Origin of the sequence: Holdemania sp. Marseille-P2844 (assembly GCF_900120005.1) — a bacterium.
Lineage (GTDB): Bacteria > Bacillota_I > Bacilli_A > Erysipelotrichales > Erysipelotrichaceae > Holdemania.
Genome location: NZ_LT635451.1, coordinates 324,244 through 340,502, shown reverse-complemented (window position 1 = coordinate 340,502; position 16,259 = coordinate 324,244). Strand labels below are relative to the sequence as shown.

Here is a 16,259-nt window from a genome sequence, read left to right as displayed (position 1 = left end):
CTTAATTCTGAGGAACCTCCTGATCGGCGTAGGCCTCAATCAGGTCGCCTTCCTTAATGTCGTTAAAATTCATGATCGTTAAGCCGCATTCATAACCGTTGGTGACTTCCTTGGCGTCGTTCTGGAAACGCTTCAGCGAGCCCAGCTGGCCGTCGTAAACGACGATACCCTGACGGATTAAACGCACCTTGCAGTCCTTGACCAGCTTGCCGTCGGTCACCATGCAGCCGGCGATCGTGCCGATCTTGGAAACCTTGAAGGTCTGACGGACTTCCGCCTGTCCGATGACGACTTCCTCGTACACCGGCGCCAAAAGGCCCTTCATCGCCAGTTCCATTTCCTCCATGGCTTTGTAGATGATGTTGTGCAGACGGATCTCGACGCCTTCTTCTTCCGCTTTTTTACGCACATTGGCGTCCGGGCGGACGTTGAAGCCGTAGATCACCGCTTTGGAAGCGCTCGCCAGCATGACGTCGGATTCGCTGATCGTCCCGGCGGTCGAACGGATGACGTTGACCTTGACACCCTGGACATCCAGCTTTTCCAGCGAGGACTTGACGGCTTCCGCCGAGCCCTGCACATCGGCCTTGACGATAACCGGAATTTCCTGAACCTCACCAGCTTCGATCTGACGCGCCAGATCGTCTAAGCTCATTGCGGAACTGCTCTTGCGTTCCTGCTCGATCTTGGTCTGGGAACGGCGTTCCGCAATCGCACGGGCCTGCTTTTCATTGTCGAAGACCTTGAACATATCGCCCGCTACCGGAACATCGTTTAAGCCGATGATCTCAACCGGCGTCGATGGCCTGGCTTCCTTGATTTCACGGCCGCGGTCGTCGGTCATCTTTCTGACCTTGCCGAAGCAGGCGCCGACAACGATGCAGTCGCCGGTGTGCAGCGTGCCGTTTTGAACCAGCAGCGTGACGACCGGTCCGCGGCCCTTGTCAAGCTTCGCTTCAATAACCGTACCGGTCGCGTTGCGCTTCGGGTTGGCTTTCAGCTCGCGCATTTCCGCAACGACCTGAATCGTTTCCAGAATATCCTGGACGCCGTCGCCCTGCTTCGCCGAACACTTGACGAAGATCGTATCGCCGCCCCATTCTTCCGGCAATAAGCCCAGATCGGCCATCTCGTTCATGACGCGGTCCGGGTTCGCAGCCGGCTTGTCCATCTTGTTGACGGCGACGATGATCGGAACGTCCGCTGCTTTGGCGTGGTCGACGGCTTCCTTGGTCTGCGGCATGACGCCGTCATCCGCGGCGACGACGATGATACAGATATCCGTCACCTTCGCCCCGCGGGCGCGCATTGCGGTAAACGCTTCGTGGCCCGGCGTATCCAGGAACGTGATCTTCTTGCCCTGGACGCTGACCTGATAGGCGCCGATATGCTGCGTGATGCCACCGAATTCGCCCTCGACGACCCGCGTCTTGCGGATCGTGTCCAACAGCGTCGTTTTGCCGTGATCGACGTGCCCCATGATCGTAACGATCGCCGGGCGCTGCACGAGATTCTCCGGATTTTCTTCGACTTCGTCTTCCAGACTGTCCTGATCCACCGGAATTTCTTTCTTGACTTCCACGCCGTACTCCATGCAGACCAACTCAATCGTTTCGTCATCCATCGAGCTGTTGATCGTCACCATTTTGCCCAGCATAAACAGCAGCTTGATGATATCGCTGGCATTGCGATTCATCTTCTGCGCTAATTCCCCGACGGTAATTCCTTCCTCGTAGGTAATGCTGGTTACGGCTTCCATCTTCGGCCGTGGGTTATAGGAATTATTGGAATTGTTGGATCTGTGGTTATTCCGTCTTCCCGAGTTATTCCTTCTTTGTTGTTTAGCCAATACCTTCACCTCATTTCATAACTGCATCCTGAATAGACCGGGCCAGTCCCTCGTCCAGAACCGCGCATGCGATCCGTCTGGGCTGGCCGAGCGCGGCCGACAGTTCTTCAGCCGTCCCCTCGACTATCCAGTCAACGCCGTAGAAACGGCATTTATCCTGAATCTTCTTCTGCGCGTTGCTACCGCAGTCCGCGCAGAGAAGAACCAGCTTCGCTTTGTTTTGACGGATTGCCGCCATCACGCTGTCCCCGGTTGCGACCTTGCGGGCGCGGGAAGCGATTCCCAACAATCCTGAAACCTTGTTATTCACCGAGAACCTCGCGGATTTTATCATAAACTTCTTCGGGGATCTCGCATTCCAGAGCGCGCTTCAGACTTTGCCGCTTGATCGCCAGCTCCAGCGCCGCCGCGTCCCTTTTCAGATACGCCCCGCGGCCGTTCAGCTTGCCGGTCAGGTCCACTTCCACCGTGCCCTGCGGCGTTTTCACAATCCGCAGCAGTTCCTTTTTCGGACACTGTTCCTGCGTTGCGACGCATTTGCGCATCGGTATTTTCTTCATCGTACTCCCTCCCGTCTTTCCGGTTTATTTTTCTTCGTCGTAGTATTCGTCGAATTCATCGAAATCGATATCGTCCTCGATCCAGCTGTTCTGCGCTTCCAACTCTTCCTGACGGCGGATTTCCTCCAGCTCTTCCTCTGAATAGACTGGCTTGAATTCGTAGTCCTTATCCTTCTTCAGATCTTTCAGACGCAGCTTGCGGTCATCCTCGCGGACATTCTTGCGGCGGCGCAGCGGCGCTTTTTCTTCGGTATGCGCCGAAGACTGCGTCGGATCAGCCAGCCGTTCAAAGCGGGATACATATTCGCGGCGTTCGCGAACCTCACGCTTGGCGCGGACCGGTTCCTCTTTCTTGACAGACGCTGCCGGTTTGACTTCCGGCTGCACTTCAACCGGTTTAACTTCCGGCTGAATTTCCGGCTTTGCCAGCATTTCTTCTTCCGCAGCCTCCGGTTCCGGTTCGACTTCCGCTTCCGCCTGCGGCGTTTCAACGGCCGCTTCCTGGACAACTTCCGTTTCCGCAGAAACTTCCGGTGCTTCGACCGCAGCTTCCGATTCGGCCTCCGGCTCTGTTTCAACTTCCTGAACGCCAGCCTCTTCCAGCTGCTTGGCGATCCGCTGTTCTGCCAGCCGCTTCTGTTCCTCAGCGGCAAACTGCAGCATCATCGTCTTCCAGTCGATGCCCTGTTCCTCGATCTCGCCGGCCGTCTTAATATCGATCCGCATGCCGGTCAGCTTCACGGCCAGACGGGCGTTTTTGCCCTTCTTGCCGATCGCCAGCGACAGCTGGTTGTCCTCAACGACGACTAGCAGCGAACGCTTGTCCTCGGTTGGCAAGACCGCCAGAATCTGAGCCGGAGCCAGCGCGTTTTTAATCAGCTCGCTGATGTTGTCGCTCCACTCGAAGATATCAATTTTCTCACCCTTCAGCTCGTCGATGACGACCTGAACACGGCTGCCGCGCGGACCGATGCAGGCGCCGATCGCATCGACGTCCGGATTGTTCGACCAGACGGCCATCTTCGTCCGTTCCCCGGCTTCACGGGCAATCGCCTTGATCTCGACGACACCCTGATAGATTTCCGGAACTTCTTTTTCAAACAGACGCTTGACCAGCTTCGCGTCGGAACGGGAAACCAGCACCTGCGCACCCTTGGTATCTTTGTTGCATTCGGTGATGACGACACGGATGCTCTGACCTTCGACGTAGCGTTCGCCCGGGATCTGAGCGGCGCGCGGCATCAGCGCCATCGTCTTTCCCAGATTGACGACGACAAACTTCTCCTCGACCGACTCGATCATGCCGGTGACCATTTCGTCCAGCTGATCGATGTATTCATCATAAACCGCCTGCTTCTCCGCCTCACGGATTTTCTGCTTCATGACGTTTTTTGCCAGCAGCGCGGCGGCCCGGCCGATCTGGCTGATATCCACTTCGCGGTCGACTAAATCGCCCAGCTGATAACCTTTATCCTTGACCTCGGCCAGCGCGATCTCCAGCTCTTCATCCTCGACTTCCTCAACGACGGTATATTGCTGGTACACATGAATCTGACCGTTGGCTTCGTTGATGTCGACGCGAACCAGCACGTCCGGGATGTCGATGTGTTTGCGATAGGCTTTGGCTAAAGCCTCCTGCAGCGCGGCGATGACGATTTCCTTGGTGATCTTGCGGTCATCCTCGATCGTCTGCATCGCCTTCAAAAATTCTTTGAAATTCATTGCGATTTCTCCTCCAAGTCCTTACAATTTCACAGCCAGGCGGATCTTTTCAATCTGATCCAGTTCCACCTGAGCCTTGCGGGTTACAGCTTTATCGCGATAGCTAAGGGTCAGGGTGGTTTCGTTCATTTCCAGCAGATCGCCGGTGATTTCCATCATCGACTTGACCGGGCTTTTTAACCGGACGAAGACATGCTTACCCAAAGCGCCGCGGATTTCTTCCTCATTGCGCAGTTCGCGTTCCGCGCCGGGCGAGCACACCTCCAGAAAGTATTCAAAGCTGATCCAATCGTCATGGGCATCCAGAGCTTCGGAAATTTTCTCCGAGACTAAGGCGCAGGTATCGATGTCCATAGATCCGTCAGCTCTCATCACTGCGATCTGAAGAATCCGGGATTTCTTTTCGTTCACCCATTTCAGATCGTAAAGCTGAATGCCAAGGGAGTCCAGGACAGGCAGAATCAACGTCTTGATGTTTTCCAACTGTTCCATTTTTCTCTCCTTATAACATGAATGAAGGAGTGGCTTTCACCACTCCTGCTGTTTCTTTATGCACTCTTACTATACACAGAATTGGCGTAAAAATCAAGCGTTTTCTGAACTTCGGCCCCGCTTTTCAGACGTTTTTCTCACAGTTTTTTCTCTTCATCGACTTTACGGCGGAATTTCAGCAGTCCCAGATACCGCAAAACAGCCAGACTCCAATGCAGCCGGGCGCCGATGCAGAAGACGACGAGAAAAACGATCACCAGCGTTTGTTCCGGCAGAAAGAGCTTCAGAATCGTAAACACCAGGATGAACAGGATCAGCGCCGCAACTGGAAACAGCTGCATCAGCGAAGCCGCAAACGGCTCCATTTCAATGCGGTAATGACAGTGCGGACAGTCGAATTCCCGGACTTCATTGAGCTGCGAAGCCGGAATTTCTTCGTGGCAGACAGGACATTCGATTTTCATAACGACCGCTTCCTTTTTGAGAACAGATTCTCCCGCCTCTATTATAACAGGAAAATCCGCCCGCAGGCGGATGATTTCCCAGATTTGATTCAAATGAGTTATTTTGTATTGCAGCCGGGCTTTTTCCAGTTTCCAATTAAAACAGACTCAGCTGGTTCTCTTCCTGCATGCCTTCCAGCGTGCCCAGCACCTCGAGCTTGCGCATCAGCGTTTGGGAGAGCTGGGTACGGTTTAATAAATCTTCTTTGGATAAGAACTCGCCCTGTTGGCGGGCTTCTACGATCGACTTGGCGACGTTGGCGCCCAGACCGTCGACTGTCGTAAACGGCGGGATGATCGTCTTGAGATCGTCCGGCAGCACGCGGAATTCCGTCGCCAGGGATTTGTCGATATCAATGTTGGAAAAGCGATAGCCGCGAGCGTACATCTCCAGACAAGCCTCGAACATCGAGTACAGATCTTCGTCTTTCTTGGTGACCTGACGCTTGGTTTCCGGATTCGATTTCATCGCCTGAATCTCGTCCATCCGCCGCTTGATCGCGTCCATGCCCTTGACCATCGTTTCGATTTCATAGGCATCGCAGCGCAGCGTGAAGAACGCGACATAGTACCAGTAGGGATGATGAACCTTAAACCACGCGATGCGGATCGCCATCATGACGTAGGCGACGGCATGGGCTTTCGGGAACAGATACTTGATCTTTAAGCAGCTGTCGATATACCATTGCGGAATGTTGTTTTCCTTCATCAATTCGATCCATTCCGGTTTTAAGCCCTTGCCCTTTCGGACACTTTCCATAATGAAGAATGAATCCTTCTTCGGCATTCCCTTTTCAATCAGATAGGTCATGATGTCGTCACGGCAGCCGATGACGTCGTGCAGCGTCAGCCCGCCGTCGATCAGATCCTTGGCGTTGTTCAGCCAGACGTCGGTACCGTGGGACAGACCGGAAATCCGCAGCAGTTCGGAGAACGTGCTCGGACGGGTCAGCTCCAGAATACCGCGGACAAACTTCGTGCCGAATTCCGGCAGGCCGACCGCCCCGGTCGCCTCGCTGTACACCCGCGGATCGGCTTTCAGCGCGTCGACGGAATTGAAAATCGACATCGTTTCCGGATCGTTCATCGGAATCGTCGTCGGATCGATCCCGGAGATGTTCTGCAGCAGACGCATCGCCGTCGGATCGACATGGCCGAGGATATCAAATTTCAAGACGTTGTCATGGATATCATGGAAATCGAAGTGCGTCGTTTTCCATTCGGAATCCGGGTTATTGGCCGGATACTGAACCGGCGTAAAGTCATAGACATCCATGGAGCTCGGGATGACGATGATGCCGCCGGGATGCTGACCGGTCGTCCGCTTGACGCCCTCGCATCCGTTGGCTAAGCGCAGCCGCTGCGCCTGACGCATGTTTTCCAAGCCCATTTCCTCCGCATAACCGCTGACATAGCCGAACGCCGTCTTCTGAGCGACCGTGCCGATCGTCCCGGCGCGGAACACGTGATCCTCGCCGAAAACCGTTTTCGTGAAGGCATGCGCCTTGTCCTGATATTCGCCCGAGAAGTTCAAGTCGATATCCGGAACCTTATCGCCTTCAAAGCCCAGGAAGGTTTCAAACGCGATATCGTGGCCGTTGACGATCATCTCCGCGCCGCACTTCGGACATTTCTTCGCCGGCAGGTCAAAGCCGGACTTCACCGAGCCGTCGGTGATGAATTCGGAGTGCTGGCAATCCGGGCAGACGTAATGCGGGATCAGCGGATTGACCTCGGTGATTCCCGACATCGTCGCGACAAAGGAGGAGCCGACCGAGCCTCGCGAGCCGACCAGATAGCCGTCTTCATTGGACTTTTTGACCAGCAGATGGGAAATGTAGTAAATAACCGCGAAACCGTTGCCGATAATCGAGTTCAGCTCACGCTCCAGCCGTTTTTCCACGATTTCCGGCAGCACTTCGCCATAGGTTTTATGCGCGTTCTCATAACAGATCGTTTTCAGCTTCTCTTCGGAACCTTCGATGACTGGCGTATACAGCTTGTCATGCACCGGCAGCACCTTTTCCACCTGATCGGCGATCGCGTTGGGGGCTTCGACGACCAGCTCATAGGCCAGCTGCCGATCCTCAACCCAGTCGAACGCCTGAAGCATCTGGTTGGTCGTTAAGAAATGCTGATCCGGCGTCACGGTGCGGGAGCGCCGTTCCTTATCATAGATATACAAAGGATGACGGACCCCGCCGATCCCCTGCGTCTGAATGTAGATATCGCGCAGGATTTTTTCTTCCTTTTTGCAATAGTGGACGTCGCCGGTCGCAACGACCGGTTTGTTCAGCTTCTTCGCCGTCCGGATTATCCGCATCAGCACCTGCTTCAGCCGGTCAGTATCCGGCAGGGAGTGGGATTCGACCAGCGGCCGGTAATTCTCCAATGGCTGAATTTCGATGTAATCGTAAAAAGCGATCGCCGCTTCAAGATCCTGTTGGTTGCGGTTAGCCGCCAGCTCGAACACCTCGCCGTTGTAGCAGGCCGAGCCGATCAGCAGATTCTCGCGCAGCTCCTGGATGCATCGCCGCAGAATCCGCGGTTCAGCCAGAAATTCTTCGCCGCTGCTTTTGGAATTGGCTTTGCCGAAGACCGCCAGATAATCGGTATTGGACAGCGTAACCAGCTTGAACAGGTCCTTCAGACCGGCCTGGTTTTTGGCGATCACGTTGACATGACGCTTCATGACTTTGACAAACGCTTTTTCATCCTGCAGATTCTGCAGATCGGCGACAGTCTGCGCGCCGCGGTCCTTGCATTCCTTGATCATCAACATGAACACGCTGGCCAGCACGTCGGCATCGTAATCCGCGCGGTGCGCGACTTCTTCGTCGTAGGTAATCCGGTAATGGCGGGCGATGTTGCCCAGACGGTAGCTGCGGCGGTCGGAATGCAGTGCACGCGCCAAATCCAGCGTATCGACGACCGGATTGGTCAGCGGCGCCATGCCGATGCGTTTGAGTTCTTCGTTGAGGAAGTTGTAGTCGAAGGTCGCGTTGTGGGCGACCAGCACTTTATCGCCGATGAAATCGACCAGCTCCTGCGCCACCTCGGCAAACGGTTTGGCCTGGGCAACGTCTTCGTTGGTAATGTTGGTCTTTTCTGAAATAAAGGCGTTGATCGGCACTGGCGGCTTGACGAACAGCTGTTTGGTTTCCTTGATCTCGCCCCGTTCGATCACGACCGCGCCGAATTCGATGATGTGATCAAAGCTGCAGGATAAGCCGGTGGTTTCCAGGTCATAGACGACATACGCCGTATCGCTCAGCGAATCGGCGCGCGGATTGCGGATGATCGTCAAAAACTCGTCGACCATGTTCATTTCAACGCCGTAGAGAATTTTAAATTCGCGGTCCTTGTTGCCCTTGAGCAGCTTGGCGGCGCAGCTCTGCGCCTTCGGGAATGCCTGGCAGGCCATGTGATCCGTGATCGCGATCGCGCGGTGCCCCCATTTAAACGCCTGCGTCACCAATTCCTCGACTTCGCAAACGCCGTCCATTTCCGATTTATTCGTGTGACAGTGCAGCTCGACGCGCTTGACGTCGGCCGTGTCCTGTTCCTCTTCCTTCTTTTCCAGCTTGACGATATCGTCCGGGAAAAACACCAGCTCCTTGGCAAAGGAATCATAGCGGACTGAGCCATACACCCGCACGTCGTCCCCAACGCCAACCTCGTTCAGCTTTTCCTTCGGACAGCGGGCGCTCTCAAACCGCTTGCAGGTAATCGCGTCGTCGTTATCCTTGACATAAAGCGTCTGAATCTCGTTGCCGGTCTTTTTGATCGTCACTGAATCTTTTTCAAAAATCGTGCCGGTAAACTGGACATTCTGAATTTCGTCGTTGATTTCCTTCAATGTCAGCACGGTATAATCTTCCATCTTCGTGCGGCGGGAGCGATAGCTCGGCTTATCCGCAGAAAACGCCGGCTTGGCCTGCGGCTTCGGGGCTTCCTTGGGCATCTTGACCTCGATCTGGGTGAAGCTGGCCGCGCGGCAGGAAAACTCAAAATCATAGCTGATCCCTGCGTTCTGCATGAAGTGATCGAGTTCTTCCCGACAGGCCGTCGCCTGCTGCTTCAGCGTTTCGTCGGCAAACAGACAATCGACAATCTGATCCCTGACCGTTGGGATCGCGTCTTTCAACCCCTGACCAAAACGTGAGTGCTCGCTGAAATATTTACAATATTTCAACATTTCGCCAGAATCAAGATCACAGACGTCCGCGCTGATCCGCAGCTCAACCGGACAGCCGATCAGCTTGATCAGACCGTCGTTAAAGCACTGCAGCTGTTCCAGCGGCAGCGTCCGCGGCAGCTGAAGCTCCAGCACAACCTTTTTTTTCGCGGTAATAAATTTACAATGCGTGATTTTTCCCTGTTCAAAATAAGCGCTGTCCAGTCCTTCGAACTGAACCTTGCTTAGCGTTTCTTTTAATTCGATTGTTCCCATTGGCGCATCTCCATCCTGTTCCTGGGTATCATTCTACCATTTTTCATCCTGAAATAGAATTGAAAATATCTTTCATCCGCTTGTCAGACAAGTGAAAAGAAACCGGCGTTGGCCGCAAACCACCTCAGGAATAAACGAGATGGACAACCTTAACCAAGGCTTTTTCGCAGGTGTAACAGCGATGACCGGCTTTTCAAAAGCAAAAAAACCGGCGCCTTTTTCAGCGAACCGGTTCTTTACATAATTAAAAGTCAAATTGAATGACAGATCAGAAGATTCCGCCCAGCAGGGAGGCGACCGCTTTCGCCAGCATGCCGAACAGTGAAAAGTCGTTGCCGGCATTGATCAGCATCCAGTTGGCGATCGTATGCGAATACGCCAGCGCCGAGAAGCCGACCATGACAACCATCACCGCCGCGGCCACAAATGTGCCGATCACCGCGCCGCGCAGGCCGCCCTGGCCTTCGCCCAGAATCGCCGCCGTGCCGCACTCGAAGAACGAAGTGATGACTAACGGAACCAGCATAATGCCGAAGACCTGCGTCGCGTTGCAGATCAAAATCAAAACGGTCGAGGTGATCATCGCGACGACAAAGCCGATCAGAACGGCATTCGGCTTGTAGGTAAACAGCATCGGGCAGTCGTAAGCCGGAATCGCGTTCGGAACGACTTTCTCCGAAATGCCCTTGAACGCCGGAACGATCTGGCTGATCAACATGCGCACGCCCTGCAGCAGCAGGATCAAGCCCGCGCCGTAATTCAAACCCTGCGCAATCGCTACAACGACGACGTTTTCGCCTTCGCCCAGCATCGTTGGAATCGTCAGGCCGACGATCACAAACATCACGAAGATGACCAGACAGCCGGTAATGGAGATCTCACGGAAGAACGACAGCGCCTTCGGAATTTGAATATCCTCCGTCGATTTTTCTTTATTGCCGACTTTGGAGGCGACAAACCCGGAAATCAAGCCGAGATAGCCGGTCGGATGGCCCAGCAGAAAGCTGTTGTCCCGGGTGACCGCAAACGTGTATTTCTTGAGCGCCCACGGCATCAGCGACCAGTATAATGCGGAACAGATCGCCCCAAAGAGAATCAGCGGCATTCCGCGCAAACCGCCTTCAACCCCGGCGGCCACAAAGATAAACGGGAACCACCAGAGCATGTGGCCGGTTAAGAAAATCGTTTTGACCGGCGTGAAACGGGCGATCAACAGATGCAGGATCATCCCGATAAACATCGCCATGCCGATATCGCCGCCAAAGGAAGCGGTAAAGGTCGCGTCGTTGAGACCTTCGGCAACGGTGCCGTTCAGCGACTGGAACGCCGTGTTGATCGGCAGAATCGACTGTACCAGCATCGAGACGCCGGTGTTGAGGATGACCATGCCGAAGGCTGTCATCAGCGCGCCCTTGACGATCGTGCCGAATGGTTTTTTCTGCAGCGCCAGTCCGAGGGCTGCGATCAAGCCCAGCAGAACCGGCGGATTGCGAAAGATACTGTTAATTATAAAATTCATCAATTCCATAGTGTAAATCCCCTTTCGACTTACTGTTTTTCATTGAGAAACTGGCGGACCTGGCTTTCGACTTCGCTCAGATCCATGTAGCGGGTAACGGCAAAAACAGGAACGGAAACACTCTGCGACAATTCGGGCTGCAGCTGCGGGCTTGTAAAAATAGCGTCGCAGTCCGCACTGTGGGCTGACGTCAGATCGGTGTTCTCCACTTCCACGTCCAATCCCAGCTTGTCCGCGACTTTCTGTAAGCTCATCGCCAGGATCAGACTGGATCCGACGCCAAAGCCGCACACGGCAACAAATTTCATAACGCTCACCTCCTTTATCGAACGTTTTTATCTAAGATGGATCCTGCCGGATCAATCTCAAGATCTCTTCCGCACTGCCCTGACACAGCTTGTCAATGTTGGCCTGATCGTACAGAATCTCAGTCAGTTCAGCTAACGCGCGGATATGCGAGGTACTGTCCACCGTCGCCAAAACCGCGAACAAATTGACGGGTTTTCCCAACAGGTCCACCGCTTCCTTCACGGAAAGAATCGCCATGCCCAGCCGGTGGACATGCAGAGCGCCGCTGGCATGCGGCAGCGCAAAGCGGTCGGCCAGCACAATGTAAGGACCATACTTTTCAATCGAGGCGATCATTTCCTGAATGTATTCCGGATCGATACTTCCGTCATAAACCAGAGGCTGCGCCGCCTCGGCTATCGCGGACTGCCAGCTGTCGACATGATCTAATACACGGATTTTATCGGATGTGATCAGTTCTTTTAACATAGGACTTCCCCTTTCTTCTTTATGTTTGTATAACAAGGCTTCCAATTCTCTGACCAGCGCCGGACGGTTTTGGATGACACAGTATTTTTCGATCACCTGCAACAGCGGCTGGATTTCCGGACCGGAGTCCGGCATCGGTATCCCCGCACATTTTTCCATCAACAAACAGACGTCCTGACGATTCAGCAGCGGGTTGACCTGAATCAGTTTCTCATCATAGCCTTCAATCGGCATTGTAGACACAATATAATCGTAAGGAACCGTAAGCTGCGGCAGGCGCTGCAGCGATACCTGATCGACAATCTGGATCAGCGGCACGCTTTGTTCGATCTGAATCTGAAGCATTTTGGAGACCATCAGTCCCTGCGGACAGACGAGCAGAATCCGATTGCGCATTCGCCGGTGATTTTCCTGACTGCGCAGCACCCCGCCGAAATAGGCGGTGAGAAAAGCGATTTCTTCTTCCCGAATCCCTTTGAATTCCGGAAAGATTTGTTCGTCTTCCAGAATCAGACGAATCATGGTAAACAATTCGAAGTACCGGGACTTAATCTCATCAAGACAGAAATTTCGAATTGGAAACTGAAATTGAATCCGATAATAAGAGGCCAGAAGATGCTGCGCAATACTGCGCCGGATCGTTTCACGGTCTTCGATAACCACTGCCATCCGACTCTCAAAACAGGTGATCAGCCGCGTCACGCCCTGATCGATAATCGTCTGTTTTTCACCTGCGCTCAGCGTTGTCAAAGAGCTGATAAACGCTGTGAGATAGGCTGCTTCCAGCGGATCGTTGATTTTCAGATCAGCCGCGACTGACTGACGGTAATGGAAGGCCTGCGTTTCCAGCGTCCAGTCGGCTCGGATCCGGCATTTCTTAGTCATTCGTAATCGGACAAACCGAAGCATGGCTGAAAGCAGCGCCAGCGAATAATCCGCTAAGCCCAGTTGATTTTTCTGATTAAACGTAAGGATTTCACTGCTGATGCGGTTGATCAGATTGTTATCGTTGTACAGGCAGTATATATAGCGGTCGCGGATTTGATTTTCATCGCCGCGGATCTGATAGGCGCCCTCGTCATAGCGTAATTCAATGCCCTGCGCCTCCAGCTGAACGCGGAGTTCATTCATCAGATAGGTCATCGTGGAATGACTGATTTGAAGCTTCTGTTCCATCTGTTCCAATCTTGGAAAATCATCACACAGAATTTTATATAAAATAAACTCCAGCTTTTCCTCCGTTCCCTGCAGCGTGAGTTCCTGATCGGCGATCATCTGGCTGACCCGTTGCAGATCGCCCACAAAGACCAGTTGTCCCGCGATTTTTTTCAGCTGCGCGCAATGGCGCAAACAATAATTTATTTCTTCAATGTCATAGTAGAGCGTACGTTTGGAAACATGGAGTTTCTCCAACGCCGTTTCAAAAGGAAGGCCCGGCGACTGCAGAATCCAGCGGATCAGCTCGCTTTGTCTTTTCTTCATGGTTTCTCCTTTTCTTTATTATTTCTTATTTATTATAGTGGGACAAGAACGGCTTCTTGCACAGGAGAAACAAACTTTTGCACGCCATCACAAAAACCTCTGCTTCGGCTCGCTTTTGCTTCTGATCCTCACTTTCCAGAATTCTGTTTTTATGCAGAAGCTGAACCTCAAACGTATTTTCCGATTTCCATGTTGAAAAATCTGCCTGCCGGCGATAATAGGGTAGAGGGAAAATAAATTTCGCCCCTCCCATTGCACCGTACGTACGGATCTCGTATACGGCGCTACATATGTATTGCTGTCACGAATAACTTAGATAGTACTCTAAAGGATTGACTAAGCCTTGTCTTTCCTTTTTCTTTATGGCTAGTATTCTGGGATTTAAGATGTAGTTTACCACATTCATTCCACATCTTCGATACCATCCTAGTCTTGAATTTGCTACTTTAAATATGTCTTCCTCTGTGAAGGAAAAATTTTGCAGTTTATTCAGTCTTTGCAGATTTATATAAATCCGTTTCGGTATCTTCCATTGCTTAATAATAACCACTCTTATTTTGTGTCTTAACCATTGTCCGAATTTATCCAAGAATTGTTTCATACTTCCGATACGGAAATAGTTTATCCATCCTCGTATAATTTGGTTTATTCTTTTAAATGTTTCTGCTAATGGTCTTGCTACTGCGTGTTTCCGTTTTAGTATTTCTTTGATTTTCATGCATAACTTCGCTTTCCTGTTATCGCTTGGCCTACACTTCCATCCCATACTTCCTTTCCAGAACGTAAAACCTAGAAAATTACTTTTCGTCGGTCTTACGATTTTGGTCTTTGTCGCACTCACTTTTAAGAATAGTTTTCTTTCTAGCCACCATGTGATTGATTTCATTACTCTTTCTGCTGCCATTTCGCTCTTTACGAAGATGTTACCATCATCAGCGTACCTCACAAAGCGCAGCCCTCTCTCTTCAAGTTCTTTATCAAGCTTATCTAAATATATATTTGATAGTACTGGACTGAGTGGTCCTCCTTGTGGTACTCCTGCTTCATTTGGACTTACTAGTCCATCTTCCATAACTCCTGCTTTTAAGAACGAACGTATCAGATGCAGTATTTCTCTTTCATTCACATGTTCTCTAAGTATTGAGATTAACTTGTCATGATGTACTGTATCGAAATATTTTTCTATATCCATGTCAATAACCCATTCGTATCCTTCGTTTAGATATTCTATTACTTGTTCCATCGCATTATGTGCACTTCTATTGGGGCGAAACCCATAACTGTTTTCACTGAAATGTGGTTCATATATTTCGCTCAGTATCTGCGCTAATGCTTGTTGTATTACTCTATCTGTTACTGTCGGTATACCTAGCGGTCTTTGCTTTCCATCTGCTTTTGGTATATAGACTCTCCTTACTGGCTTTGGTTTATATTTCATATTCATGATTGCGGTTATAATTTCCTCTCCATGTATTTCAAAATATTTGTCAATTTCTTCCACCATCATGTTATCAACACCCGGTGCGCCTTTGTTACTCTTGACTTTCTTTATCGCCAGTTCCATATTTCTTTTACTTAGCATCTTTTCTATCAATCTCATTCGCTGTTCCTCCTCTACTCGTAGATTTATCCAAGTCCATCCCCACTACTTTCCTCATCAATGATTACGATTCATTGTTTCAGAGTATCCTCATTTTCGGATTGCTTGAACATTTTCTCATAGTGATTCACACTATACATACATTAAGTCCTTCGTTATCTAGGCTGGATAACTAATATGACCTCAGCTGACTTCTTGTGGTAAACCTTTTTCGACCGATGCTACCATCCCTGATTTTAAAGTTTATTGGACTTCATCGTTCACAAGACCTCCCGGGGTAAGACATACATCTCTTTCCTATCTTCACAAGTTCCTGATTTACTGTCTTGGTTTTACGTTTACCTTTTGGACTTTGGTTTGTTTCGCAACCTTATCCACCATTTAGCCTCATCAGGTTTCTGTTCGTAACCTCGAAGATTTTGCTACACCACTTCCTTCACCCTTAACATCACTGCTAACGACTTGTGGTTCACTACACTTGGCGGTAAATACCCGTGGTTGGATTTTCACCAACTAGATGTATGCCATGCCCGGCACACAAACAGAAAAGGAACGGTTTCCCGCTCCTTTCTGGACTGATCACGTTGAGATCGGTCGTTATTTGTTGTTCTGACGATTGCTCTGGTTGTTCTGACGGTCAGACTGGCGCTGACGATCAGACTGGTGCTGACGGTCATTGTTCTGCTGGAACTCGTTTTCCTGCGAGAATTCAGAGCGGTATTCGTTGTTCTGACGGCTGTTTTCCTGATTGTTCTGACGGTCAGACTGGCGCTGACGATCGGATTGATGCTGACGGTCGTTGTTCTGCTGGAACTGGTTTTCCTGCGAGAATTCAGAACGGTACTGGTTGTTCTCACGGCTGTTGCTCTGGTTGTTCTGACGATCGGACTGGTGCTGACGATCGTTGTTGTTCTGCTGGAACTGATTTTCCTGCGAGAATTCAGAGCGGTACTGGTTGTTCTGACGGCTGTTTTCCTGGTTGTGCTGGCGGTCAGACTGATGCTGACGGTCGTTGTTGTTCTGGCTGTACTGGTTGTTCTGATTGTTCATGATTTCCATCTCCTGTCCAAATTCGGTGGCATGCTTGCAAATTTCTTTTTGCTTCACATTTTGAAGATACTCGCTTTTGCGTTCGACCAGGGCTTCCTGGTAATCGGCGCCCAACTCGTAAGCCATCTCATACTTGTAATCGTTCTGGCTTTTCCGGGAAGGACACTGATACTCGCGTTTACGATAATCCATCATTTTTCTCACCTCAATAACAGTATGGCTGTCTTTGTCAGAAGACATTCAGGTGAAATC

General features: G+C 51.4%; 12 protein-coding genes. All 12 read right to left on the bottom strand.

Annotated features, from left to right (window positions below):
• Nucleotide 1: 1 nt before the first annotated feature.
• The 12 genes from infB to BQ7364_RS08165 all read right to left on the bottom strand — a co-directional run bounded on the left by infB (nt 2) and on the right by BQ7364_RS08165 (nt 16,199).
• Nucleotides 2-1,759 carry a translation initiation factor IF-2 gene (infB, locus tag BQ7364_RS08230; protein ID WP_229056830.1) on the bottom strand — a complete coding sequence of 586 codons (1,758 nt, stop codon included), beginning with the start codon at nt 1,757-1,759 and terminating at the stop codon, nt 2-4.
• A 100-nt stretch (nt 1,760-1,859) separates the two neighbouring features.
• A complete protein-coding gene (locus BQ7364_RS08225; RefSeq protein WP_083538496.1) occupies nt 1,860-2,159 on the bottom strand; it encodes a L7Ae/L30e/S12e/Gadd45 family ribosomal protein in 300 nt (99 codons plus the stop codon).
• The gene (gene rnpM / locus BQ7364_RS08220) at nt 2,152-2,409 is read right to left on the bottom strand and encodes an RNase P modulator RnpM (RefSeq protein ID WP_006059090.1); all 258 of its coding nucleotides are present in this window, start codon (nt 2,407-2,409) and stop codon (nt 2,152-2,154) included. Before rnpM ends, BQ7364_RS08225 begins: the two co-directional genes overlap by 8 nt.
• Before the next feature lie 24 nt (nt 2,410-2,433).
• Nucleotides 2,434-4,131 (bottom strand): transcription termination factor NusA, encoded by a 1,698-nt coding sequence (nusA, locus tag BQ7364_RS08215; RefSeq protein ID WP_072684274.1) that lies wholly within the window; start codon nt 4,129-4,131, stop codon nt 2,434-2,436.
• Nucleotides 4,132-4,152: 21 nt separating this feature from the next.
• Entirely contained in the window at nt 4,153-4,623 is a 471-nt protein-coding gene (gene rimP, locus BQ7364_RS08210; RefSeq protein WP_020223702.1) for a ribosome maturation factor RimP, read from the bottom strand.
• A 137-nt stretch (nt 4,624-4,760) separates the two neighbouring features.
• A complete protein-coding gene (locus BQ7364_RS08205) occupies nt 4,761-5,087 on the bottom strand; it encodes a hypothetical protein (RefSeq protein ID WP_072684273.1) in 327 nt (108 codons plus the stop codon).
• Nucleotides 5,088-5,223: 136 nt separating this feature from the next.
• Nucleotides 5,224-9,579 carry a PolC-type DNA polymerase III gene (locus BQ7364_RS08200; protein WP_229100741.1) on the bottom strand — a complete coding sequence of 1,452 codons (4,356 nt, stop codon included), beginning with the start codon at nt 9,577-9,579 and terminating at the stop codon, nt 5,224-5,226.
• Nucleotides 9,580-9,847: 268 nt separating this feature from the next.
• On the bottom strand, nt 9,848-11,107 hold the full coding sequence (locus BQ7364_RS08195) for a PTS ascorbate transporter subunit IIC (RefSeq protein ID WP_139248601.1): 1,260 nt from the start codon (nt 11,105-11,107) through the stop codon (nt 9,848-9,850).
• 20 nt (nt 11,108-11,127) lie between these two features.
• Complete coding sequence (locus BQ7364_RS08190) at nt 11,128-11,406, bottom strand: PTS sugar transporter subunit IIB (RefSeq protein WP_072684272.1); 279 nt, start codon at nt 11,404-11,406, stop codon at nt 11,128-11,130.
• 31 nt (nt 11,407-11,437) lie between these two features.
• Complete coding sequence (locus BQ7364_RS08185; protein ID WP_072684271.1) at nt 11,438-13,357, bottom strand: BglG family transcription antiterminator; 1,920 nt, start codon at nt 13,355-13,357, stop codon at nt 11,438-11,440.
• A gap of 301 nt (nt 13,358-13,658) precedes the next feature.
• Nucleotides 13,659-14,957: a group II intron reverse transcriptase/maturase gene (gene ltrA, locus BQ7364_RS08175; protein ID WP_072684269.1), complete on the bottom strand. Its 1,299-nt coding sequence runs from the start codon at nt 14,955-14,957 to the stop codon at nt 13,659-13,661.
• 597 nt (nt 14,958-15,554) lie between these two features.
• Nucleotides 15,555-16,199, bottom strand: a complete 645-nt coding sequence (locus BQ7364_RS08165) for a hypothetical protein (RefSeq protein ID WP_072684268.1) — start codon at nt 16,197-16,199, stop codon at nt 15,555-15,557.
• Between the last annotated feature and the right edge of the window lie 60 nt (nt 16,200-16,259).

What these genes read in the sequence shown, in the direction of transcription:
- infB (WP_229056830.1), bottom strand. Translation starts at nt 1,759, where the DNA reads ATGGAAGCCGTAACCAGCATTACCTACGAGGAAGGAATTACCGTCGGG.
- rnpM (WP_006059090.1), bottom strand. Translation starts at nt 2,409, where the DNA reads ATGAAGAAAATACCGATGCGCAAATGCGTCGCAACGCAGGAACAGTGT.
- nusA (WP_072684274.1), bottom strand. Translation starts at nt 4,131, where the DNA reads ATGAATTTCAAAGAATTTTTGAAGGCGATGCAGACGATCGAGGATGAC.
- rimP (WP_020223702.1), bottom strand. Translation starts at nt 4,623, where the DNA reads ATGGAACAGTTGGAAAACATCAAGACGTTGATTCTGCCTGTCCTGGAC.
- BQ7364_RS08205 (WP_072684273.1), bottom strand. Translation starts at nt 5,087, where the DNA reads ATGAAAATCGAATGTCCTGTCTGCCACGAAGAAATTCCGGCTTCGCAG.
- BQ7364_RS08200 (WP_229100741.1), bottom strand. Translation starts at nt 9,579, where the DNA reads ATGGGAACAATCGAATTAAAAGAAACGCTAAGCAAGGTTCAGTTCGAA.
- BQ7364_RS08195 (WP_139248601.1), bottom strand. Translation starts at nt 11,107, where the DNA reads ATGGAATTGATGAATTTTATAATTAACAGTATCTTTCGCAATCCGCCG.
- BQ7364_RS08190 (WP_072684272.1), bottom strand. Translation starts at nt 11,406, where the DNA reads ATGAAATTTGTTGCCGTGTGCGGCTTTGGCGTCGGATCCAGTCTGATC.
- BQ7364_RS08185 (WP_072684271.1), bottom strand. Translation starts at nt 13,357, where the DNA reads ATGAAGAAAAGACAAAGCGAGCTGATCCGCTGGATTCTGCAGTCGCCG.
- ltrA (WP_072684269.1), bottom strand. Translation starts at nt 14,957, where the DNA reads ATGAGATTGATAGAAAAGATGCTAAGTAAAAGAAATATGGAACTGGCG.
- BQ7364_RS08165 (WP_072684268.1), bottom strand. Translation starts at nt 16,199, where the DNA reads ATGGATTATCGTAAACGCGAGTATCAGTGTCCTTCCCGGAAAAGCCAG.